This window comes from Colwellia sp. E150_009, from assembly GCF_053543955.1.
On record NZ_JBHFOM010000014.1, the window covers coordinates 45,770 to 69,632 of the forward strand.

The following is a 23,863-nucleotide window of genomic DNA, read 5'->3' on the forward strand; positions in this document are numbered from 1 at the left end:
AGAAAACATGTATATTTTTATTATGCGCCATGGAGAGGCAGCAAATATTGAAGGTAAAGATTCACTAAGACCTCTGACAAAGCTAGGGGCTATTCAAGCTCAAAGAATGGGGAGGTGGATAGCAAAATATGAATTAGCAAAATTGATGAAAATTTTTGTAAGTCCTTATGTTAGAGCACAACAAAGTTGTGCCAATGTGTTGCTGGCAATAAACAAGTTGGTAGGGGCAAATGATATTATTCCAGAAACATTTGATTTAATTACTCCCGCTGGCAATACTAAACAAGTTCACAATTTTATTGATGGGCTGACCGTCAATAATATTTCTGATCAAAATCAAGCTATTTTATTTATTTCTCATATGCCTTTTGTTAGTTACTTAGTGGGCGAATTAACTAACTCAACGAATATGCCCATTTTCGCAACGGGTTCAATTGCTGTAATTGATTATGATACTGAAAAGATGCAAGGACAATTAGTTGAAATAGTACAGCTAGAAAATGTAGACGTTTAAATGTAGACGTTGAATAGGGCTATGACTTGTTAAATTTATCTTTTAGCTCTATTAATGCTAACAGAGCGCCATTCCCCCCCCATTCTAATGGGGCTTGGTGAAATGCCATAACATCTGGATGTTGTACTAACCAATGAGGGACTTTGTTTTTTAATACCTTTGAGCCAAGGCCATGAACAATACAAATGCATTGGGCATGCTCTTTTTGGCAGGCATAAAGTAAAGCTGCAATTTCTTGCTTGGCTTGTCTTTGATCTAAACCATGTAGATCTAATATTAAATCAGGGGTGTAAACACCACGACGTAAATTTTTAGCCTCAAAACTATCCACATCACTGCGGATATATTTCATTGGGCCTTGTGTGTTTAAGTTTGGTTCAAATTCGTCAGAAAAATAAAACTGTGCTAGAGACTTGTTTTTATCTTGTTGTGAGTTTTCCTGATATTTTTTTAACTGAGAATTGTTTTTAGGCTTGCTGAGTTTTTTATCAAAGTGTATGGTGTCGGCTTTTAATCGTTTTACCTTACCTATTGCTTGTTGAAAAATATTTTCATCAATGGGGTCAATTGATTTTTTAAGATTACTTGATATTTTAAGTATATGTTTCATTTTCATCATAACAGTTTAAAAATATCTGTTAATCTTTACAAGAAATGAATGCAATGATTTATACTTCAACCTATTTTAAGGGTATTGTTAAATGCTTAGCGTGAATATCTTGATTGAGTCTAGATAATAAATAGACGAACTATATTGCTAAAGAGCTATAGGATTTTTTTAATGATGAAGTACATTGAAGTCACAAGCCAGTTGCAAACCATTGCGGATTATTGTCGTTATGGTGCGACATTATTTAATCAAGCTGAATTATTTTATGGTCATGGAAGTGATAACGCCTTTAATGATGCGTATATTTTAGTTATGTATGCTTTATCATTACCCAATGAACTTGATGACAGTATAATGACATGCCGTTTGGTTGAATCAGAGAAATTACATGTTTTAGCCTTGTTTTCTCGTCGAGTAGAAGAACAAATTCCCGTTGCTTATATCACTAATGTTACTTATTTTGCTCAATTGCCTTTTTATGTTGATGAGCGGGTATTGATACCTCGTTCACCTATTGCCGAATTAATTGAAAACCACTTTTTTCCTTATATTACCGCAAACAATTCGCCAAAACGTATTTTAGATTTATGTACTGGCAGTGGATGTATCGCTATCGCGTGTGCTAGTTATTTTAGTGAGGCAGACGTAGATGCAGTGGATTTATCCATTGATGCACTCAATGTTGCGCAAATAAATATAGAAAACCACGGTCTTTGTGAACAAGTTATTCCAATTCAGTCTGATGTTTTCTCTGGGGTTGAAGGGCAAAATTATGATTTAATTGTCAGCAATCCTCCTTATGTTGATCAACAAGATATAAATAGTTTGCCGCAGGAATACCAGCATGAACCTGAAATGGGATTAGGTTGTGGTGAAGATGGCTTAGATATTGTACGGATTATTCTGGCTGAAAGTGCCAAGCACCTTAATGAAGGTGGTTTGCTATTTTGTGAAGTGGGGAACTCTGAAGTACATGTTAAAGCCTTATATAAAGAAGTTCCGTTTACTTGGCTTAATTTTGAGCGTGGAGGCCATGGAGTTTTCATGTTAACTAAGGCTCAATTGGTTGAGTTTTCAGCTGTGTTTACTGCGGCTTTAGAAAATCATTAAAAATATTAAATAAATTAATTAGACGTTGGAGTTAGAATGTCAGGCAATACCTTTGGAAAATTATTTAGTGTGACTTCATTTGGTGAGAGCCATGGTTTAGGCCTTGGTGCTATTATTGATGGTTGCCCACCAGGAATTGAGTTATCTGAAGAAGATTTACAAGGTGATCTTGATAGGCGACGTCCTGGGAAATCTCGTTTTACTACGGCAAGAAATGAAGCCGATAAAGTTAAAATTATGTCAGGTGTTTTTGAAGGTAAAACAACGGGCACACCGATTGGTTTAATAATTGAAAATACTGACCAACGTTCAAAAGATTACGGTAATATTGCACAAAGTTTTCGCCCAGGTCATGCTGATTATACTTACACGCAAAAATATGGTTTACGTGATTATCGCGGCGGTGGGCGTTCTTCGGCAAGAGAAACAGCCATGAGGGTTGCTGCAGGTGCTATTGCTAAAAAGTTTTTATATCAAAAATTCGGTATGAAAATACAAGCTTGTGTGACACAGATTGGTGATATTACAGCCACATCTGCTAACGGCGCCTCGCTTGATTTTACAAATATTAATTGGGCAGAAGTTGAACAAAATCAGTTCTTTTTTCCTGATAATACTAAGTTAGAACAATTAGACCAACATTTACGTGATGTAATGCGTGCTAAAGACTCTATTGGTGCTAAAGTGAGTGTTGTTGCAACGAATGTTCCTGTTGGCTTAGGAGAACCTATTTTCGACCGACTTGATGCTGAAATAGCACATGGATTAATGAGTATTAATGCGGTAAAAGGTGTTGAAATTGGTGATGGTTTTGGTGTTGTTGATCAAAAAGGTTCAGAGCATCGAGATGAATTAACACCGCAGGGGTTTAATAGTAATCATGCTGGTGGTGTATTAGGCGGGATTTCTTCTGGTCAGGATATCATTGCTCATTTAGCACTGAAACCTACGTCAAGTATTGGGGTTAGTGGTAAAACGGTTGACGCTAATGGTGTGGCAACTGATATTATTACGAAAGGTCGACATGATCCTTGTGTTGGTATTCGTGCTGTGCCAATTGCAGAGGCTATGCTAGCACTAACCTTAATGGATCACTATTTACGACACAGAGCACAAAATGCCGATGTTATTTGTAGTACGCCAGTGATCACAAAAGGCTAAATGTTTACTAGTCGTTTAGATTTTATTGTTTCATTATAATTGTTTAGCTTATTTAGGGTAAGTAGGAGTTAGTTTGTCATTATTTACCCGTTTATCTTCGAGTTACTTTTTCTACTTTGCCATTCTCGGCTTAATTTCACCTTACCTTTCTGTATTTCTAGATGGTAAAGGTTTCACCTCTCTTGAATTAGGTGAAATTTTTGCAATTCTTACCGCTACAAAAATTGTGGCTCCAAGCTTATGGGCAATATTAGCAGACAAAACAGGAAAACAATTACTTATTATTAGGCTTGGGGCGTTATTTGCCTTACTAAGCTTTGCATTATTGTTTTGGCTAGATAGTTATTGGCCTATTAGTTTTTCCTTGGCGTTATTTAGTCTATTTTGGACGGCAATATTACCGCAACTTGAAGTATTTACGTTAAATTCTGTTCGTCGAAGTAGTAAAATTTATGCACGTATTCGGTTATGGGGAAGTATCGGTTTTATTGTTTTAGCGCTTCTAGCAGGGCAACTCATGGAGCACTATAGTCAATCCGCTTTATCAACTTCATCTCAGTCTTCGTTTACATCTGCTTTTGTTATTATGGGTTGTATTATTTTATTATTTTTATTGTTGTCTACTATTGCAATTAAACCTCAGCGCGTAATAAATAAAGTGAAGGCGCACTCAATAACATTAAAACATAAATTATTGACATTAAGTTTTCTTTCTTTTTTTACCGGTGGCATGCTATTACAAATAAGCTTTGGACCATTTTATGGTTTTTTTGCTCTTTTTTTACGTGACTTATCCTATTCTGGTTTTACCGTTGGTTTACTTATTTCTATTGGCGTGGTTGCTGAAATTTTAGTGTTTGTTTTTGCAAGTAGCTTCTTTAAATACTTTTCGTTAAAGGCTTTGTTAATATTTAGTTTGGTGGTAACCGCAATTCGTTGGGGCTTGGTCGCATTATATGCCGAGTCAATTTGGATTTTGACTTTTACACAATTACTGCATGGCGCTAGTTTTGGACTTTTTCATAGTGCTTCTATGTTTTTTATTAGTAACTATTTTAGCGCTAGTCAACAATCACGAGGCCAAGCGGTGTATTTGGGAGGTGTTTATGGTGTGGGCGGAGCGATTGGTGCTTATATAGCAGGGGTATTATGGCTTGATGGATTAGGGGCGAGTTCCGCCTTTTTAACAGCAAGTACTGTGTCATTGTTAGGTGGTATAATTATGATGTTTATGCCTGCGCAAATTAAACAAAAAAAGCCCAGTCAGTGACTGGGCAAAAAATAAATAACAAATAAGGGGAATAGAAAGTTAACTTTTAAGGTTAATGGTGTTTAATTTTTGTGCAATAAACTTTTACCATTAATCGCAATCTTTCTCGGTTTTAAGGCTTCGGGGATTTCTCTTAGTAAATCAATATGTAATAAGCCATCTTTCATGAAAGCACCTATAACTCTTACGTGCTCTCCTAATTGAAATTTTCGTTCAAAGTTGCGTTCAGCAATACCTTGATGTAAAAATCTTCGGGGTGTTGGGAGTTCTTTCGTTTCGTTATTGTCATCTGCATTCGCAGATTTAGTGCCAATAACAATTAAACTATTGTCTTTTGATTCAATATCAATGTCTTGCTCACTGAACCCTGCCACCGCCATGGTGATTCTGTATTGATCTTCAGCTAAAAGCTCAATGTTGTATGGAGGGTATGATGATTGTTTATCGGCTCGAGAAGCTTTATCAATTAAACCAGCTAAGTGATCAAAACCAATAAATGAACGGTAAAGAGGGCTGAAGTCTGTTGTTGGTGTACGCATAATAAAATATCCTAATAGTTAGCAATAATAATATTATTTTAAACAAAAAGTTGTTCTGTATGGAGTTATCTATATGTTGCTACTATTACCGACTAGGTCGCATAAAAGTGTATTTACATTGCTTTATATAGTTAAACTTATCAGTACTTAGTGATAAAATAATGCTGCCTTTCTTACCTAATATAGGTGTAAACGAACAGGCAATGGGTTAATTGTAGCCCCTTATGGCGACTACAATATTAAAGATGGGACTGATGATTTATTTTTCAAGGATAAAATTAAATAAATTTATATCTATTTAATTTTTAAGTGAATGTTTTGATATTTTTTGCGGTTAACTTTCTTCATCTTCAATAACTAGTACAGGCGCAATGTTTTTTACTGCTTTTAAGGCACTTTCGTAATCAGGGTGTTGTGAAATGTTGGCGACCAATTCTTTGTACTGTATTTTTCCTTTATTATCAATAATAAAAATGGCACGTGTTAGTAGCCCCATACCTTTGATAATTAAACCATAATTTTCACCAAAATTACGCCATACGGAGTCAGATAAAACTTTTATTTGATCAACGCCTTCGACTTTGCAAAATCGTTTTTGTGCGAAAGGTAAATCATTACTGATGGTTAGTAAGGTAATGTTACTTGGTAATTTAGCCGCTTCTTCATTAAAACGTTTTGTTTGTATAGAACAGACACCTGTGTCTAGGCTAGGAACAACTGAAATTAAAATGGTTTGATCTTTAAAGTCAGTCAATTGAACGGGTAAGAAATTTTTATCCACGACTTTAAAATCTGGCGCTTTCTCACCGACGCTGACTTGCGTTCCAAGTAAAGTAATATATTTATCATTTGCTTTAACTAGGTTTTGTGTTTCAGTTAATTTTTCTTGACCAAAGGCTTGCGTATTGAAAGATAAAGTAATAAAAATTAATACAAATAAAAATTTGTTTAAGGTAGATAAATTCATTATTAGTTGGGATAATTAAATAAAAAAATAAGTTTACCGTTTTTTCGCGTTAATTTCTGCAATATTTTAAAGAATACTGTCAAATTATTAAATTATACCCTACTGTTAAAAGTGTAGGGCATGATTGTAAGACCGTATGGTTAGACTCAAATTTTTCTGATAAAAATTTATTTTTACAAGGGTAGTGTTTTCTATGTCAACTAAGTTACTTATTTGTGATGACTCAAATATGGCGCGTAAACAACTTGCTCGTTCATTACCTGAGGATTGGGATGTTGATATAAGCTTTGCTGCAGATGGCGTTGAAGGTCTAGAAGCAATAAAAGCAGGCAAAGGTGACGTGTTATTGCTTGATTTAAATATGCCCAATATGGATGGTTATCAAGTGCTTGAAGCTATTAAACAACAAGATTTACCGACATTAACCATTGTTGTTTCTGGAGATATTCAGCCTGAAGCTCATAAAAGAGTGATAAGTTTAGGAGCACTAGATTTTATTAAGAAACCCGTTAATAAAGAAAAATTAGCTGATGTTTTACTTTCATATGGTGTATTTAGCAAAGAGGATAAACTAAAAGGGTCAATAGAGACAGACTCTGAAAGTGTTAGTGCAGAATCTTCCATTGAACAGGCTAATCAAAGCATATCAGTACCTAAGCCCGAACCCTTAAAAATTACGCCAATTGAATCATCGAAACCCGTTGAGAGTATGTCAGCAACATTATCATCTGACTTACGCGATTGCTATCAAGAGATAGCCAATGTGGCCATGGGTAGGGCAGGTGATTTATTAGCACGTTTGCTTGATGTGTTTGTAGAGTTACCCATACCCAATGTCAATTTTATTGAAGTGAGCGAATTGCGAATGGCACTTAAAGATGTTGAAGCAAATGAGAGTACTTCGGGAATTTGTCAAGGGTTTATCAGTGCGGGTATTTCGGGCGAAGCCTTGCTCATTTTAAATGATTCAAGTTTTAAAGACGTTGCCTCTTTAATGAATTATCAATATAACGATGATGTTGGCACTGAATTAGAATTATTAATGGATTTAGCAAACGTATTAATAGGAGCCTGCTTAAAGGGAGTTTCTGAACAACTCGATATTGACTTTAGCCAAGGTCACCCAGTGGTTTTAGGTCAGAATAGAAAAATATCAGAGTTAATTGCGAATAATGCCGATAAATGGAAAAGAACATTAGCAATTGAGATTAGCTATAGTATTGAAAATTATCCCATTAAATGTGATTTGTTATTATTGTTCACTGAAAAATCAATGCATATTTTGAATAATAAACTTGCTTATCTATTAGAGTAATTTTATTTGTTTATACTGAAAAATGTAAACCTATAGAGTAGGATTGGCTATGTCGTTAGAAACGTCACAATTAAATGAGTTGCACTGGTTGATGGAAATGCTGCACAGTATTGATGTCGGTTTAGTGGTATTAAATACAGAGTATGAAGTTCAAATATTCAACGGGTTTATGGAAAATCATAGTGGCTATTTTCCTAGAGAAGTGAAAGATAAAGTACTATTTGACTTGTTTGATGAAATACCACAGGAATGGTTTAAACGTAAAGCAGAATCGGTTTTTCTGTTAAAAAATAAAGCGTTTACTATTTGGGAACAAAGGCCTTATTTATTTAGGTTTGACAGTTATCGACCTGTAACGGGTAGTGCTGACTTTATGTATCAAAACACAACCTTTATTCCATTACTTTCCTCAAAGGGAGATGTTACTCACTTGTGTTTGCTTGTTTATGATGTAACTGATGCTGCGGTACATAAAATGAGTTTGGAGAGTGTTAATACAGAACTTGCCATTTTAAGTCAAACAGATGGATTGACTAACTTGTTCAACCGCACTCATTGGGAAAACTGTTTACAAGCAGAATATAAACGTTGGGCTCGTAGTCAACATTCAAGCTCTTTAGTTATGTTAGATATTGACCATTTTAAACATGTTAATGATACTTATGGGCATTTAGTTGGTGATGAAGTTATTCGACATCTTTCAGCTTTGATCCGAGAGCATGTGCGTGAAACAGACATTTCAGGGAGATATGGTGGAGAAGAATTCACCATTTTACTCTCTGATACATCGTTAAAAAATGCTTATGTTTTTGCTGAACGCTTACGTAGAGAAGTAGAATCTGCAGTTGTTAAATATAATGATATTGAACTTAAATATACCATTAGTTTAGGCATTGCTGAGGTAGATCCTAGTATAAAAAATTATGAGGCTTGGATTGAGTGTGCTGATGCCGCACTTTATAATTCGAAAGAAAGTGGCCGCAACAAAATTAGCTTACATCCAAAGCAAAAGTAAATAAATAGCTTCAAAAATGTATCTTATAAACTAAATTTTTAGCTTCGTCTAAAAATAAGTATACTGGCTATCGGTGCTATTATCATTATGAATAAAATTAACCTAGGCCATTGGCTATAAGGAGTTTTACCTGATACTAACGGTACTTGTGCCTTTAGCACATTCTCTTCAAATTGAGGAATACGTGTAATGAATTTTCCTTGGTGATCAACCACTGCTGTTATACCATTATTGGTTGCGCGTAATAATGGCCGACCAAATTCTAACGCACGCATTCTAGCAATTTCCATGTGTTGGTGTGGTCCATGTGAATGACCAAACCAGGCATCATTACTAACGGTTAATAATAAATCTGTTTGGTTAGTTAAATTTGCGGCTAGTTGATGAGGAAAAGCTATTTCAAAGCAAAGTAATGGCAGTAAATGTAATCCGTTAGCTACTAAGTTGTTTTGCACATAATTACCACGGCTAAAAGAAGACATAGGTAAGTTGAAAAAAGGGGCTAATGGTCTTAACCATGTTTGAAAAGGAACAAATTCACCAATGGGTAACAAATGGTTTTTAGCATAGCGATTACTGTGATTGTAAAAATAGCCTTGTTCATCATCTACTTGCTTTTTACCTAAAGTAATTAAACTATTAAAATATTCTTTATTATCAAAGTTATAATTAATAATTCCTGTAATAATTGCACTATTGTTTAATAGTGCAGAGCTATTTACGGTAGTTAAATAGTCTTGTACTGTTGGCTCCATTGCTGGAATAGCTGATTCAGGCCAAATGATAATATCTGCATCATAGTTGACTCGTGTTAAGTCTAAATACTTGAGCATCGTTGGCCATTCTTGTTCGGGTTGCCACTTTATTGATTGTGCAATGTTACCTTGTACTAGTGCTACTTTTGTTACATTACCATTAGGTTTAACCCATGATACTTTTACCAGAAAAAAGCTAAGCAGGCTTAAAGTGAGCATTAATGTTATTGGTAATGTGATATTCGTATCAGGGGACTGTTTTATTGCATTAACAAATTTTACTAAACAAATATTAATTATAAGAACGATGGCGGTAATACCAATTTCACCAATAATCGGTGCAAAATTGGCTAGCGGGCCGTCTATTTGACTATAGCCAAGTGACAACCAAGGAAAACCAGTAAGAACGACGCTACGTAAATATTCACAGAGAAGCCAAAAAGATGGTAAAAGCCATAAATTAAGCTGTCGATTACTAGAAAATCGCGCTGCTAAATAAGCGGCAAGGGCGGGAAACAATGCCAAATAAAGGCAAAGCATGACCATTAAACTTACAGAAACAACGAGAGGTAATCCGCCAAATTGATCAATACTTACATGAACCCAACTGATGCCACTGCCAAACCAACCTAAAGCAAAAACGGCCATCAATTTAGCTGCTTTTTTGGGGGCTGAATTTTGTATTTGATAAAGAACAATTGCTGGTATTACAAGCGTTAAATACCACTGAGAAAAAGGAGCATAAGCAAATACTAAGCTTAAACCTGAAAAAAAACAAAGCCAGTAACTTGTATTGCTTAGTGTTCGTTTTAAACGAGAATAAAGCGTATTAGAGCTTGTATTAGTCACTCGTTCTGCCATTGATTTTATGCTTTTTGGCAACCGTTACTTGTAACATTTGCATGCATCGGGTGTCAGCTGCGACTACTTTAAAGTCAAAGTGCCCAATGGTTACTTGTTCACCTTTTTGTGGCATATGATGTAGCTTTTGCAAAATAATACCAGAGATTGTATCTGCTGATTTTTCGTCAAATTTACTATTGAAATAATGATTAAAGTCAGCAAGTTCAGTTAATGCTCTTACTAAGTAAACATTACCTGCAAGTACTTTAATGTCTTCTTCAATATCATCATCGGTTTCATCTTCAATTTCACCAACAATTTGTTCAAGAATGTCTTCAATTGTAATAACACCTGAAATTCCACCGTATTCATCAGCAACTAAGGCCATATGATAACGGTTTGAGCGAAATTCTTTTAATAAGGGTTCTACTTTTTTGCTTTCTGGCACAATGATAGCGGGACGGATAATATCATTTAAGCTAAATTCAGTGTTGTCTGAGTTGCTATTAGTCGTATTAAAGCCAAAAGCGAGTAAATCTTTAGCCAATAAAATACCGTCAACATGGTCAATATCTTCATTAATAACAGGGAAACGTGAATGACCTGACTCTAAAATAATAGGCAAAAATTCATCTAGGCTATGATTAATATCAATGGTCACCATCTGTGAGCGGGGGATCATAATGTCTCGCACACGCATTTCAGATACGCCTAACACGCCTTCAATCATGAGTTTTGTTTCGGTGTTAATGAGTTCGCGATGCTGGGCATCTGCTAAAACATCAACAAGGTCATTTTTATTTTTTGGCTCAGGACGAAAAAGATGAATAATTTTATTCAGCAATGATTTTTTCTTAGAGCCGTTGTCCGAATGGGGGTTGTCATCGCTCATAGAGCTTGAGTATTTCCTATGTTAATTTATATGTCATATGGGTTTGCAATAGAGAGATTTGCTAAAATTTTTATTTCCAGTGCTTCCATTTCGTTTGCGTCAGTATCGTTTATATGATCATATCCTAATAAATGCAAGCATCCATGTACTACCATATGCGCCCAGTGGTCAAATAACGCTTTATTTTGATTGTTAGCTTCTTGCTCAACAATAGAAGAACAAATTACTAAATCACCTAATAAATTTAGCTCAATCCCTTCTGGTACTTCAAATGGAAAAGATAATACATTGGTTGGCTTATCTTTTTTCCTGTATTGGTGGTTAAGTTGTTGGCTTTCATCTGAATTGACTAGGCGAATAGTTAGTTCAAATTCTTGCGTAGTAACGGCGTTTAATGCGCTATTAACCCACTGCTGAAAAAGATCATCAGAAGGCACCGTTTGCGCATCACAAGCATTTTGTATATCAACAAGATGGGTCATTATTGCTTTAATTCTGGTTGGGTATTGTTTTGTGTATTTTTATGAGCTGTTTCTTTTAATTGTGTTTTCCTGTTTACTTTTTGCTCATGTGATTCATAGGCTTCTACAATTCTCGCTACAACAGGATGACGAACGACATCTTTAGCTTGAAAAAAATTAAAACTGATGCCCTGTATATTTTGTAACACTTCAATGGCATGGCGTAATCCAGAGCTTTGATGACGAGGTAAATCAACTTGAGTAATATCGCCCGTGATAACCGCCCTTGAATTAAATCCTATTCTTGTTAAGAACATTTTCATTTGTTCAATTGTTGTGTTTTGACTTTCATCTAAAATGATAAAAGCATCATTTAATGTTCTACCACGCATATATGCTAATGGTGCAATTTCAATGACATTGCGCTCGATCAGCTTTTCTACACGTTCGAATCCTAGCATTTCAAATAATGCGTCATAAAGAGGTCTTAAATACGGGTCAATTTTTTGTGATAAATCGCCTGGTAGAAAGCCCAGTTTTTCGCCTGCTTCTACAGCAGGGCGTGTTAATAGTATCCTACGAACTTCTTGTCGTTCTAAGGCGTCAACTGCGCAGGCTACTGCTAGATATGTTTTGCCTGTACCTGCTACACCTACGCCAAAACTTATGTCGTTGGTGATAATATTTTGCACATAAGATTGTTGGTTTCCATTGCGAGGCTTTACTGTGCCACGCTTAGTTTTAATGGTAACCATTTTTTCATAGTTGGCCCCTAGTTCTGAGGCTTCTTTGCTGTTAGTTGCAGCAGTATTGGTATTATCTTGCTCTAATACGTTAGCTTCAAGTATAGCAAGATGAACCATTTCACTGGTTACTTCTTGACGCTGATCTTTGACGGTTGCTGTTTCTAAGTATAAGTTTTTTAATAAATTTATTACTGCAGTACAGTGAACATCTTTACCTAATACTGTAAATATATTTCCTCGATAACTAATTTCTACCCCTAAACGACGTTCAATTGTTTTTAAGTGATCGTCCATAGGTCCACATAAGTTGGCTTGACGCTCGTTATCAACAGGATCTAACGTTAATTGATGGCCTTTTTGCTTACTTAATTTTTCGGTCAAAATATTTTCCATTTATTTGAAATAGTTACTGGTACTAAACTTAAGGTATATAAGTACCAACACCTAGGTTGTTAAGGTTATTAATTATTGATGCTGATGTTTTATGGTGATTATTTGCTAATATATCTGCAGGTGAGTGTGCTATTCGTAGCCCCATTTCACTTTCTTGACGAATTAATTCACCACGCAAAGAGTTGGCATAAACATCTGTAATTTTCACGTCAACAAACTGACCGATAACTGAATGAGGGGCTACAAAGTTGACTGTGCGGTTGTTCTCAGTTTTACCACGTAGTTCCATTGGGTTTTTCTTTGATGGCCCTTCAACTAAAATGCGTTGCTCGGTGTTTAGCATTTGTCTGGCAATGCGTAATGCTTGTTGCGTGATTTTGTCTTGTAATAATGCTAAACGTTGTTTTTTTGTTTCGTCGCTAATGTCATCGGGTAAATCTGCAGCAGGTGTACCAGGGCGAGCGCTATAAATAAAACTAAAGCTTAAGTCAAAATTAACGGCTTCAATTAAATTCATGGTGTCCATAAAATCCTCATCACTCTCACCAGGGAAGCCAATGATAAAATCAGAAGACATACAAAGCTCAGGACGAACCTTTTTCAACTTGCGAATTTGTGATTTATATTCAATCGCGGTATGGCCGCGCTTCATTTGTGTCAAGATTCTATCGCAACCGCTTTGCACTGGTAGATGTAAATGATTCACTAATTCAGGTACGTCAGCATAAGCCTCGATGATATCATCGGTAAACTCGACAGGATGTGACGTGGTATAGCGAATACGATCAATACCATCAATAGTTGCTACCAATCGTACTAAATCAGCAAAGCGACAAATACTGCCGTCATGCATTTCTCCACGGTAGGCATTTACATTTTGGCCAAGTAAATTAACTTCACGTACACCTTGTTCAGCAAGCTGGGCAATCTCATATAAAACATCGTCAAGTGGGCGACTAACTTCTTCACCTCGGGTATAAGGCACTACACAAAACGTACAATATTTACTACAACCTTCCATTATAGAAACAAATGCGCTTGGGCCATCAGCTACAGGCTCAGGTAAGCGATCAAACTTTTCAATTTCAGGAAAACTCACATCTACGACGGGACTGCTGCTACGCTGTAATTGGTTTAACATTTCTGGCAAACGATGTAGAGTTTGTGGTCCGAAAACCATATCAACAAAAGGCGCTCGTTGACGAATTGCATCACCTTCTTGTGAGGCAACACAGCCACCCACACCAATAACTAATTCTGGCTTTTTGTCTTTTAATGTTTTCCAACGCCCAAGCTGATGAAACACTTTTTCTTGCGCTTTTTCGCGAATAGAACAGGTGTTGAGTAAAATCACATCAGCCTCTTCAGCTTCTTGTGCTAATGAAAAACCATGAGTTGAGTCTAGTAATTCAGCCATTTTTTGCGAGTCGTACTCGTTCATCTGACAGCCCCAAGTTTTGATATATAGCTTTTTACTCATTTATTTTACTCTTACAAATTCACGTGACGATTAAAATCGACTTTTGATATACCAGTTGAACGTTAGTTTTAACTTTCTAAACTGAGGTGTCGATAAAAGGAGGCGTATTTTACATTAAATAATTCAAAGTTTCGAGCATACTCCTTATTGTTTTAGGGAAATTAATTTCTGTGTATTATCTCTAGGCTTAGTAACACCTCTTCGATACAATAAGTTGATTAGTTTTGAATGGATAGTTCTATTGTATGAAAAATTTTGATTGTGTAGTTGTTGGTGGTGGTATGGTTGGCGCAGCAAGTGCGTTAGCATTATCTCAATTGGGCTTAACGGTAGCATTAGTTGAGCAGTATGAACCTAAAAGTTTTGATAAATCACAAGATCTTGACCTACGCGTTTCTGCCATTTCATTAGCATCAGAATATTTACTAGAACAACTTGGAGCATGGTCTCAAATTAAGCAATGGCGCACCTGTGCATACAAACGGTTAGGTGTTTGGGAAGATGAGTATGCATATACAGAGTTTAATGCTAAAGAAATAGAACAAAGCCATTTAGGACATATTGTTGAAAACCGCCTAGTACAATTATCGTTATGGCAGGAAATAAAGGCGCAGAAAAATATTCAAATATTTTGCCCTGAAAAGTTGCTCTCACTAGTACAAGATAACGAGAAAGTGACTGTAGTTTTAGAGCAATCGAGTTTTACTGCTAAGTTGGTTGTTGCTGCAGATGGTGCTAACTCACAAGTAAGACAATTAGTTAATATTGGAATAACATCTTGGGATTATCAACAATCTGCAATGTTGATTAATGTAAAAACTCAAAGATCACAACAAGATATTACGTGGCAACATTACTTACCCAGTGGCCCAATGGCTTTTTTGCCTCTATCTAAAGAAGCGCTAAATAACAGTGCTAAATTGCCACTAGAACAAAACGGTTATGCTTCGTTAGTTTGGTATCAGCAACGCGATGAAATTAAAAGACTGTCTAGCTTGACTAATTTACAATTACAGCAGGAGATTATGGCTGTTTTTCCTAAGCGATTGGGGGCAATAGAGGTACTTGGTAAAGGGGCTTTTCCTTTGACCCGGCGTCATGCTAATACATATCAAAAAAAACGAGTATTATTACTTGGTGATGCAGCTCATACTATTAACCCGATGGCTGGGCAGGGAGTCAATTTAGGTTTTAAAGATGTAAAAGCGTTGCAATGTGTTATTGCTAGTGCTATTGGTGATGGTGAGTGTTGGCATAGCACTCATGTTTTGGGACGTTATGAACAAATGCGTCGAAAAGATAATTTATTGATGCAATCAACAATGGATGTTTTATACCACGCTTTTAGCCACCCCTCACCAGTGATTAGAACCTTAAGGAACACCAGCTTACTTGCGATGAGTAAAGTGCCTTTATTGAATAGTGTATTTAAACATAAAGCGCTAGCGTACGCTTGTGGTATTTAGTTTATTTAACCTGAACTCGGTTTAAGAGATAGTTAACAAATTGAAATACCAGTAAAAATTATTTTAATATATCTCTAGCTTGATAGTTTTTCTACTTTCGTCCCAAATATTAGTAAGGCAAATTTCGCGTCAATAGCTGGTCTATTGCAAGTAAATTTAACGCAGAAGTAAGGGAGGATAGCTTGCTAGAGAAACATTTATTAAGCCGAGCTCAGGTTGTTTACTTATTGTTTTTATTGATGAAACCGTGGCGCATCGATACATGATATTAGTATTTAGTATGATAAATAAAAAAAGAAGACAAAAGTCTTCTTTTTTTATTTAACGCTGAATTAAACTTAAATGGAAGTTATTTTATGGACTTGATATTAAGTTAATTCTTCAATAAATGATACGGCACGGCCGATATAGGTTGCGGGTGTTAATAAACATAATTCTGCTTTTACGTTATCAGGTAAATCAAGGTTATTAATAAATTCGCGCATAGAATCACCATTAACACGCTTACCACGAGTTAGTTCTTTAAGTTTTTCATATGGTTTTTCAATACCATAACGGCGCATAACGGTTTGTATTGGTTCAGCCAATACTTCCCAGTTGTTATCAAGCTCTTTTGCAAGGTTTTCTTCGTTAACCTGTAATTTACTTATACCTTTTAATGTTGACTGGTATGCAATAATGGCATGTCCAAAGCCTACACCTAAGTTACGTAATACTGTTGAGTCTGTAAGATCACGTTGCCAACGAGAAATAGGTAATTTTTGAGCAAGGTGGCCAAATATTGCATTTGCAATACCTAGGTTGCCTTCGGAGTTTTCAAAATCGATAGGGTTAACTTTGTGTGGCATTGTTGATGAGCCTATTTCACCAGCAATTGTTTTTTGTTTAAAGTGTCCAAGGGCTATATAACCCCAAACATCTCGGTCAAAATCAATTAAAATAGTATTAAAACGTGCAATGGCATCAAATAACTCAGCAATATAATCATGAGGTTCAATTTGTGTGGTGAAAGCATTCCATGATAATCCTAATGAACTCACAAACTCATCAGCAAATTGATGCCAATTTACTTCAGGGTACGCACTTACGTGGGCATTGTAGTTACCAACGGCACCGTTAATTTTACCTAATAGTTCAACGGCGGAAATTTGCTTACGTTGACGTTGTAAACGTACATAAACGTTTGCCATTTCTTTACCTAGAGTACTAGGTGAAGCTGGTTGTCCGTGAGTACGACACATCATAGGAATAGCTTTATACTCATGCGCTAATCCTTTAATTTGTTCCATGATTTCATCAATGGCAGGTAATAATACCAACTCACGACATTCTTTTAACATTAAACCGTGTGATAGGTTATTAATATCTTCTGATGTACAAGCAAAATGAATAAATTCAGTAATAGCATTTAATTCAGCATTATCAGCGATTTTTTCTTTTAAGAAGTATTCAACAGCTTTTACGTCGTGATTGGTGGTTGCTTCAATTTTTTTTATGCGTAAAGCATCTTCTTCATTAAAGTTACTTACAATGGTATTTAATACTTCATTTGCCGTATCGCTAAAGACGGGAACTTCTTTAATAGCTGCGGTAGCACTTAATTTTTGTAACCAGCGTACCTCAACGGTCACTCGGTATTTGGTTAAACCAAATTCGCTAAAGATAGGGCGTAAGTCACTTGTTTTACTACCATATCTACCATCTACGGGCGATATTGCGGTTAACGCTGAAAGTTCCATAATGTATTCCTAGTTTAAAATTTATGTTTAAAATAATTGCTATATAACAGATTAAAGGGTATTCAAAAGTTGTTGCGCAGTTTTCACTATTTTGTTTCGGCTAAAAAATATATTTCTGCGCTGACCGCCAACTTGTCGCCATAGCACCGCAGCTCTAATACCTGCTAATAATAAGGCTCTTATTTTATGTTGGTTTACTGTTTGTTTTAATATATTTGGCTCGCCAGTTACTTGAATACGAGCACCTAACGGGCTGATAATATCACTATAGATGCTTGCAAAGCTGGCAATAAGTGTTTCACTGGTAATACTGTAATGTTCTAGTTGTCTTTTGCTGGCGTCAATGCGATCAGCCAATTGTGCTAAACTTTTAGGCTGTTTTATTAGTTTTCGCTCTAAATTAATTAAACTAATAATATAACGTGTTAGCTCAGGATCTTTTATTTTCTTACCTTTATTATTTGACCCATCACTTAAGTGATAAATTAATATTTCTAAGCCTGATTTTAGGTTGGCTAGCTCGCCTCCATATACTGCTAAAGTATTTACAGGTGATGTTATGGTAATACTCTTAATTAATACAGCAAGTTCGTTTTCATCAATTTGTCCAGTTTGTGAAACTTGCTGTACAAGCTGAGCGGCTTGGCAAATAGCGGCTAAAGTTATCGTTTGATCTTTCATTAATGTGTTAATTTACTTCTTTATGTGTGTTTTTATTTTGATGCATATTATCGAATAAGAGTATTAATAATACCACCACCAAGACAAATGTCGCCTTGATAAAATACGACTGATTGTCCTGGCGTTACAGAGCTTTGAGGCTCATCAAAGTCAATTTGATATTGTGGGCTATTATCAACTTCACTGTTATTTTTTCCGCCATCAATGAGTGGTGTAACGGTACAAGCAACATCTGCTTGGCGGTAACGTGTTTTTGCTGTGCACTTTATCGATGTTGTCAATTCTTGTCGGTCAACCCAATGTAATTGGTTAGCAATTAAGCCTTTTGAAAAAAGGCGAGGGTGGTTATGCCCTTGACCTACTATCAGTACATTACGTAATAAATCTTTTTCTACAACATACCAGGGTTCTTCACCCGCATTGGCAAGTCCACCTATGCGTAAACCTTTGCGTTGCCCTAAGGTGTGATACATCAAACCATCATGGTGACCAATGGCTTCACCTTCAGCAGATTCTATAATGCCAGGTTGGGCAGGTAAATATTGACCTAAAAAATCTTTGAACTTTCGCTCGCCAATAAAACAAATACCTGTACTATCTTTTTTATCATGGGTGATTAAATCTGCTTTTTCAGCGATTGCACGTACCTGAGGTTTTTCAATGTTACCTACGGGAAACAACGTCTGCGATAACTGTTTTTCATTCAGGGTATATAAAAAATAACTTTGGTCTTTATTGTCATCAAGGCCGCGTACCATAGTCCAATGTCCATTGGTAAATCGACGTTGTACATAATGGCCAGTAGCGATGTAATCTGCACCCAAATCTTCACAAGCAAATTCTAAAAAGGCTTTAAATTTAATTTCTTTATTACACATAATGTCGGGATTTGGTGTACGACCTGCTTTGTATTCGGCTAAAAAGTATTCGAATACATTGTCCCAATATTCAGTGGCAAAGTTAATGGTATGTAGTTTTATTGATAATTTATCACAAATTGCTTGAGCATCCGCTAAGTCTTGTGCTGCCGAGCAGTATTCATCTGTGTCATCTTCTTCCCAGTTTTTCATGAACAAGCCTTCAACTTGATAACCTTGTTCTTGTAATAAATAGGCAGAAACCGAAGAATCTACCCCACCAGACATACCCACAATTACCTTGGTTTGTTCTGGTGTTTTGTTTTGCGGATCTTGATGTTCAATAGGCATGAAAAACTCTTATCTTAAAAATAGTTTTGAAAAATCATCTATCTTAAAAGTAAATATAAACAAGGAGTACTTGTAAAGAATAAAAAGGCGCAGAATTATATCACGCTGCTTAGCTTGATTAAATAGCCATGTTTAAGAAATAACCTTAGTCAATGACCTTGTATGAACCATTATCAATATTATTTATTGTCCATTGCCCAATAGCAAAGCGGATTAATCGTAGCGTTGGAAAGCCTATATTTGCAGTCATGCGCCTAACTTGGCGGTTTCGCCCTTCAGTGATTGTTATTTCAAGCCAAGTGGTCGGAATATTCAATCGCTCTCTAATAGGTGGTACACGTTCCCAGACAGAGGGCTTAGCTATTATTTTTACTTGTGCGGGTAACGTCATACCATCTTTGAGCTGAACGCCGTTTCGTAGCTTTATTAGGTCACATTCACTCGGGCTACCTTCTACTTGTACCCAATATGTTTTAGATGTTTTCTTTTTTGGGTTGGCTATTTTATGTTGTAATTTTCCATCATTTGTCAACAGTAAAAGCCCTTCACTATCGCGGTCAAGTCGGCCTGCGGCATATACATCTTGAATTGGTATAAAATCTTTTAATGTTTTTCGTTGTTTTATTCCATCATTCTTCTCATCGGTGAATTGGCATAAAACATCAAATGGTTTATTAAAAAGGACAATTTTACGTTTATTCTCTACTGGTCGTACCTTTGAAGGGCGTTTAGCTCTATAGCTTGTTTTTTCTTTGTTTTTGATCATTTTTACCTGTTTTTTATAAGAGTTAAAAGTTAGAGCCTATACTCAGCTATATTAATACGAAGTAAATTATTATAATATATTGCGCGAAAATTAAATGTTAAATATTAACGGTTAGTCCTTATGAACTAATCGACTTAAGTTAAATAAAGTAGGAAGCTCATGAGCACTGATAACTCAAAAATTATTTATACTATAACCGATGAGGCGCCCGCCTTAGCAACGTATTCTTTATTACCTATTATTCAAGCCTATACTGCGTCTTCAGGTATTAATGTTGAAACACGTGATATTTCTTTAGCTGGTCGTGTTTTAGCTAATTTCCCCAAATATTTAACTAAAGAGCAACGTATTGATGATGCGCTAGCTGAATTAGGTGATATGGTAACTAGCCCTAATGCTAACATTATTAAACTGCCAAATATAAGTGCTTCTGTTCCTCAATTACATGCAGTAATTAAAGAGTTACAAGCCAAAGGTTATGCGGTTCCAAATTACCCAGAAGAACCACAAAATGACGCAGAAAAATCAATTAAATATACCTACGACAAAATTAAAGGTAGTGCAGTAAACCCAGTACTTCGTGAAGGTAATTCTGATAGACGTGCTCCTGCTTCAGTTAAGCTGTATGCGCAGAAAAATCCACATTCAATGGGCGATTGGTCAAGTGAATCAAAATCTCATGTTGCAAGTATGTCAGCAGGGGATTTTTATGAGACAGAAAAATCTGTCACAGTTAATTATGCAACAAATGTAAAAATAGAATTTGTTGGACAAGATGGCAGCGTTAACGTTTTAAAAGATAATTTAGCCTTATTAACGGGTGAAATTATTGACTCTTCAGTTTTAAGTAAATCGGCGTTAGTTGAATTTTATCAACAAGCAATTGATGAAGCTCAAAAAGATGACGTTTTATTATCATTGCACTTAAAAGCAACCATGATGAAAGTGTCTGACCCTGTTATTTTTGGTTATGCTGTTAAAGTATTCTACGCCGATGTTTTTGAAAAACATGCCGAAATATTTAACCAATTAGGGGTTGATGCTAACAATGGTATTGGCGATGTATATAGTAAAATTGCACGTTTACCGAGTGATAAAAAAGCTGAAATTGAAGCAGATTTAGCACAAGTTTTTGCTGAACGGCCTGAACTTGCTATGGTTGATTCTGATAAAGGAATTACTAATTTACATGTACCAAGCGATGTGATTGTTGATGCTTCTATGCCTGCTACACTTCGTTCTTCTGGTCAAATGTGGGGGCCTGATGGTAAGTTAAAAGATACTAAAGCTATGATTCCAGATCGTTGTTATGCAGGTGTTTATCAGGCTGTTTTTGATTTTTGTAAAGTCCATGGCGCATTCGACCCTACAACAATGGGCACAGTGCCTAACGTTGGATTAATGGCGCAAAAAGCTGAAGAGTATGGTTCTCACGATAAAACATTCGTAATGGATGCCGCCGGTACTGTGCGCGTTGTTGATTCAATGGGGACAACCTTACTTGAGCACAGTGTTGAAGAGGGTGATATTTGGCGTATGTGCCAAGCTAAAGATTTACCTATTCAAGATTGGGTTAAATTAGCCATTACACGTGCAAAAATGTCTGGTATGCCTGCTGTATTCTGGTTAGATGAAAACCGTGCTCATGACAGAGAAATGATCAAAAAAGTGAACGCCTATTTAGCTAATTACGATACAAGTGACTTAGATATTCGAATTCTTAACCCTATTGACGCGTGCAAGTTTTCATTAGAACGTATTGCTAAAGGTGAAGATACGATTTCAGTTACGGGTAATGTATTACGTGATTATTTAACTGATTTGTTCCCTATATTAGAATTAGGTACTAGTGCTAAAATGCTCTCAATTGTACCATTAATGAATGGTGGTGGATTGTTTGAAACAGGTGCTGGTGGTAGTGCTCCTAAACATGTACAACAATTTGAAAAAGAAAATCATTTACGTTGGGATTCTTTAGGTGAGTTTTTGGCCTTGGCAGCTTCTTTAGAACATTTAAGTGTTACTACAGGTAATGCTAAAGCGAAGATATTAGCAGATACTTTAGATAAAGCTACGGGTGAGTTTTTAGATAGTAACAAGTCACCATCACGTAGAGTAGGTGAATTAGATAATCGCGGTAGTCATTTTTATCTTGCAATGTATTGGGCTAAAGCCTTAGCGGAGCAAACTAGTGATGGTGAGCTTAAAACTAGCTTTACAGGTGTTGCACAAGCATTAACTAAGCAAGAAGAAAAAATTGTTGCTGAATTAAATGGCGCACAAGGGCCCGCAATGGATATTGGTGGTTATTATTTTGCGGATTCAGCAAAAGCTGAAAAAGCAATGAGATCAAGTGATACCTTTAATACTATTTTATCTGCATTGTTATAGTTGTAAATACTGCTAATGTATAAGTTTACTTAGCTAGCGACTTACAATGAACATAAAATGAAGCCCTAACAATGGAAGTTGTTAGGGCTTTTGTCGTTAATTTACTTACTCTTTGTATTTTAAACTGAGTTTTATATTTGCTTGGTATATAATCCGCAGCTTATTGGGTATTTAGTCTTTTTAGGTGATATATGAGTGTTGATGCTATTGGTTTATCTGCCAATTTATTAAAAGCGGTAAAAGCGTGTGGTTATAAAAACTTAACGCCCATTCAACAGCAAGCTATCCCTATTATTCGTTCTGGTGTTGATTTGTTAGCAAGTGCGCAAACAGGTACGGGTAAAACGGCAGCTTTTAGTTTGCCAATCTTAGATGCATTAGCAAAAACAATTTCGGCAGAAGTGTCTGAAAGTCAGAGTGAACGAAATATACAAGCCTTAGTGCTAACACCAACACGTGAATTGGCTGCGCAAGTGGCTGAAAATATGAGGGCTTATAGTCAATTTTTGCCAATTGAGGTAGGGGTGGTTTATGGTGGCGGTAAAATGGCCTCACAAACAAGCCTATTAAAAAAAGGTGTGGATGTATTGGTCGCAACACCTGGTCGTTTGCTTGAACATTTAAACTTGCGAAATGTTAATTTATCGCAAGTGAAATATTTAGTACTTGATGAAGCCGATCGCATGCTAGACATGGGGTTTCTAGCTGATATTGAAAAATTAACTATAGCGGTAAAGCAAAAGCATCAAACAATGATGTTTTCTGCAACCTATTCAAATAAAGTAAAAGCTTTAGCTAATCAATTACTGACAACACCAAAAATGGTTGGTACAGAAAAGCAAAACTCAACTTCTGGTAAAGTAAAACAGTCAGTATATTGGGTGAGTGAAGCAAGAAAACGAGAATTGTTATCTGAATTGATTGGTGTTAATAATTGGCAACAAGTGCTGGTTTTTGCAGGCACCAAAGAAAGTGCTAATATACTTGCAAAAGAATTAAAACTTGATGGTATTAAAGCAGCGCTTTGTCATGGTGATAAATCCCAAGGGTCTAGAAACAAAGCATTAGCCGACTTTAGCGAAGGTAAGGTAAGAGTTTTAGTCGCAACTGATGTAGCGGCCCGTGGTTTAGATATTGATAATTTAGCTTACGTGGTTAATTTTCATCTTCCTTTTTTAGCGGAAGATTATGTACATCGCGTAGGTCGTACTGGTAGAGCAGGAAAATCGGGCACAGCTATTTCGTTAGTGAGTCCTAAAGATGAACGCTTCTTAGAAAACATTGAAGCATTGATTGGCCGTACCTTTAATCGAATTGTTGTACCTGGTTATGAGCTAAAACAAGAGGAAGCTTTTGAACATCAGCAAATAAGTGATAAACGTGCGAGTAAAAATCGTTATCGTGCTAGCCAAGAAAAAAATCAAGCATTAGAAAAGAAAAAGCTAGCATCTCGCTCTGGTAATAAAAAGTATAATGCAAAATTAAAAAAGAAGCGTTAGCCTTATATTAATTGGCCTGAATAGGCCAATTAGGATTCTCGT

21 protein-coding genes are annotated in these 23,863 nt (G+C 36.0%); 9 read left to right on the forward strand and 12 right to left on the reverse strand.

The features are described 5' to 3' along the window. The first annotated feature begins 7 nt into the window (after positions 1–7). Positions 8–514: a phosphohistidine phosphatase SixA gene (gene sixA / locus ACE1OF_RS08495; protein WP_448893868.1), complete on the forward strand. Its 507-nt coding sequence runs from the start codon at positions 8–10 to the stop codon at positions 512–514. A gap of 19 nt (positions 515–533) precedes the next feature. On the opposite strand, the gene smrB is transcribed toward sixA, so the two are convergent. Continuing rightward, positions 534–1,124: an endonuclease SmrB gene (gene smrB / locus ACE1OF_RS08500; protein ID WP_448893869.1), complete on the reverse strand. Its 591-nt coding sequence runs from the start codon at positions 1,122–1,124 to the stop codon at positions 534–536. 171 nt (positions 1,125–1,295) lie between these two features. Between smrB and prmB the strand changes: the two genes are divergently transcribed. From prmB to ACE1OF_RS08515, 3 genes are all read left to right on the forward strand, one after another. Continuing rightward, positions 1,296–2,234, forward strand: a complete 939-nt coding sequence (gene prmB, locus ACE1OF_RS08505; protein WP_448893870.1) for a 50S ribosomal protein L3 N(5)-glutamine methyltransferase — start codon at positions 1,296–1,298, stop codon at positions 2,232–2,234. 36 nt (positions 2,235–2,270) lie between these two features. Then, positions 2,271–3,395 carry a chorismate synthase gene (gene aroC / locus ACE1OF_RS08510; RefSeq protein WP_448893871.1) on the forward strand — a complete coding sequence of 375 codons (1,125 nt, stop codon included), beginning with the start codon at positions 2,271–2,273 and terminating at the stop codon, positions 3,393–3,395. 73 nt (positions 3,396–3,468) lie between these two features. Beyond that, a complete protein-coding gene (locus ACE1OF_RS08515) occupies positions 3,469–4,665 on the forward strand; it encodes an MFS transporter (protein WP_448893872.1) in 1,197 nt (398 codons plus the stop codon). Between the two features lie 62 nt (positions 4,666–4,727). Here ACE1OF_RS08515 and ACE1OF_RS08520 read toward each other — a convergent pair whose 3' ends face one another. Beyond that, positions 4,728–5,204, reverse strand: a complete 477-nt coding sequence (locus tag ACE1OF_RS08520) for an Hsp20 family protein (RefSeq protein ID WP_448893874.1) — start codon at positions 5,202–5,204, stop codon at positions 4,728–4,730. Positions 5,205–5,538: 334 nt separating this feature from the next. Then, a complete protein-coding gene (gene tpx / locus ACE1OF_RS08525; protein WP_448893875.1) occupies positions 5,539–6,171 on the reverse strand; it encodes a thiol peroxidase in 633 nt (210 codons plus the stop codon). Between the two features lie 193 nt (positions 6,172–6,364). Here tpx and ACE1OF_RS08530 point away from each other — a divergent pair, with 193 nt between their 5' ends. Together ACE1OF_RS08530 and ACE1OF_RS08535 are read left to right on the forward strand one after the other, a co-directional pair. Continuing rightward, on the forward strand, positions 6,365–7,486 hold the full coding sequence (locus tag ACE1OF_RS08530; RefSeq protein WP_448893877.1) for a response regulator: 1,122 nt from the start codon (positions 6,365–6,367) through the stop codon (positions 7,484–7,486). Positions 7,487–7,535: 49 nt separating this feature from the next. Beyond that, positions 7,536–8,501 carry a GGDEF domain-containing protein gene (locus ACE1OF_RS08535; protein ID WP_448893878.1) on the forward strand — a complete coding sequence of 322 codons (966 nt, stop codon included), beginning with the start codon at positions 7,536–7,538 and terminating at the stop codon, positions 8,499–8,501. 38 nt (positions 8,502–8,539) lie between these two features. Here the strand turns inward: ACE1OF_RS08535 and lnt are convergent, their stop codons facing one another. Genes lnt through miaB form a run of 5 tightly spaced genes read right to left on the reverse strand, consistent with a single transcriptional unit; the run spans position 8,540 to position 14,071 of the window. Next, entirely contained in the window at positions 8,540–10,117 is a 1,578-nt protein-coding gene (lnt, locus tag ACE1OF_RS08540; RefSeq protein WP_448893879.1) for an apolipoprotein N-acyltransferase, read from the reverse strand. After that, a complete protein-coding gene (locus tag ACE1OF_RS08545) occupies positions 10,098–10,991 on the reverse strand; it encodes an HlyC/CorC family transporter (protein WP_448893880.1) in 894 nt (297 codons plus the stop codon). Before ACE1OF_RS08545 ends, lnt begins: the two co-directional genes overlap by 20 nt. 26 nt (positions 10,992–11,017) lie before the next feature. Beyond that, positions 11,018–11,473: an rRNA maturation RNase YbeY gene (ybeY, locus tag ACE1OF_RS08550; RefSeq protein ID WP_448893882.1), complete on the reverse strand. Its 456-nt coding sequence runs from the start codon at positions 11,471–11,473 to the stop codon at positions 11,018–11,020. Further along, on the reverse strand, positions 11,473–12,591 hold the full coding sequence (locus ACE1OF_RS08555; RefSeq protein WP_448893883.1) for a PhoH family protein: 1,119 nt from the start codon (positions 12,589–12,591) through the stop codon (positions 11,473–11,475). The genes ybeY and ACE1OF_RS08555 overlap by 1 nt, the downstream gene beginning before the upstream one ends. A 28-nt stretch (positions 12,592–12,619) precedes the next feature. Beyond that, positions 12,620–14,071: a tRNA (N6-isopentenyl adenosine(37)-C2)-methylthiotransferase MiaB gene (miaB, locus tag ACE1OF_RS08560; RefSeq protein ID WP_448893884.1), complete on the reverse strand. Its 1,452-nt coding sequence runs from the start codon at positions 14,069–14,071 to the stop codon at positions 12,620–12,622. A gap of 245 nt (positions 14,072–14,316) precedes the next feature. Between miaB and ACE1OF_RS08565 the strand changes: the two genes are divergently transcribed. Then, a complete protein-coding gene (locus ACE1OF_RS08565; RefSeq protein WP_448893885.1) occupies positions 14,317–15,537 on the forward strand; it encodes an FAD-dependent oxidoreductase in 1,221 nt (406 codons plus the stop codon). 368 nt (positions 15,538–15,905) lie between these two features. On the opposite strand, the gene purB is transcribed toward ACE1OF_RS08565, so the two are convergent. From purB to ACE1OF_RS08585, 4 genes are all read right to left on the reverse strand, one after another. Further along, positions 15,906–17,276 carry an adenylosuccinate lyase gene (gene purB / locus ACE1OF_RS08570; RefSeq protein WP_448893886.1) on the reverse strand — a complete coding sequence of 457 codons (1,371 nt, stop codon included), beginning with the start codon at positions 17,274–17,276 and terminating at the stop codon, positions 15,906–15,908. 51 nt (positions 17,277–17,327) lie between these two features. Continuing rightward, a complete protein-coding gene (gene hflD, locus ACE1OF_RS08575; protein WP_448893887.1) occupies positions 17,328–17,957 on the reverse strand; it encodes a high frequency lysogenization protein HflD in 630 nt (209 codons plus the stop codon). A 47-nt stretch (positions 17,958–18,004) separates the two neighbouring features. Then, complete coding sequence (gene mnmA, locus ACE1OF_RS08580) at positions 18,005–19,165, reverse strand: tRNA 2-thiouridine(34) synthase MnmA (RefSeq protein WP_448893888.1); 1,161 nt, start codon at positions 19,163–19,165, stop codon at positions 18,005–18,007. A gap of 145 nt (positions 19,166–19,310) precedes the next feature. Continuing rightward, positions 19,311–19,931, reverse strand: coding sequence for a pseudouridine synthase (locus ACE1OF_RS08585; RefSeq protein ID WP_448893889.1), 621 nt, complete (start codon positions 19,929–19,931; stop codon positions 19,311–19,313). Positions 19,932–20,090: 159 nt separating this feature from the next. Between ACE1OF_RS08585 and ACE1OF_RS08590 the strand changes: the two genes are divergently transcribed. Together ACE1OF_RS08590 and ACE1OF_RS08595 are read left to right on the forward strand one after the other, a co-directional pair. Further along, positions 20,091–22,322, forward strand: a complete 2,232-nt coding sequence (locus tag ACE1OF_RS08590; protein ID WP_448893890.1) for an NADP-dependent isocitrate dehydrogenase — start codon at positions 20,091–20,093, stop codon at positions 22,320–22,322. A 191-nt stretch (positions 22,323–22,513) separates the two neighbouring features. After that, the gene (locus ACE1OF_RS08595; protein ID WP_448893891.1) at positions 22,514–23,821 is read left to right on the forward strand and encodes a DEAD/DEAH box helicase; all 1,308 of its coding nucleotides are present in this window, start codon (positions 22,514–22,516) and stop codon (positions 23,819–23,821) included. Positions 23,822–23,863 lie beyond the last annotated feature (42 nt).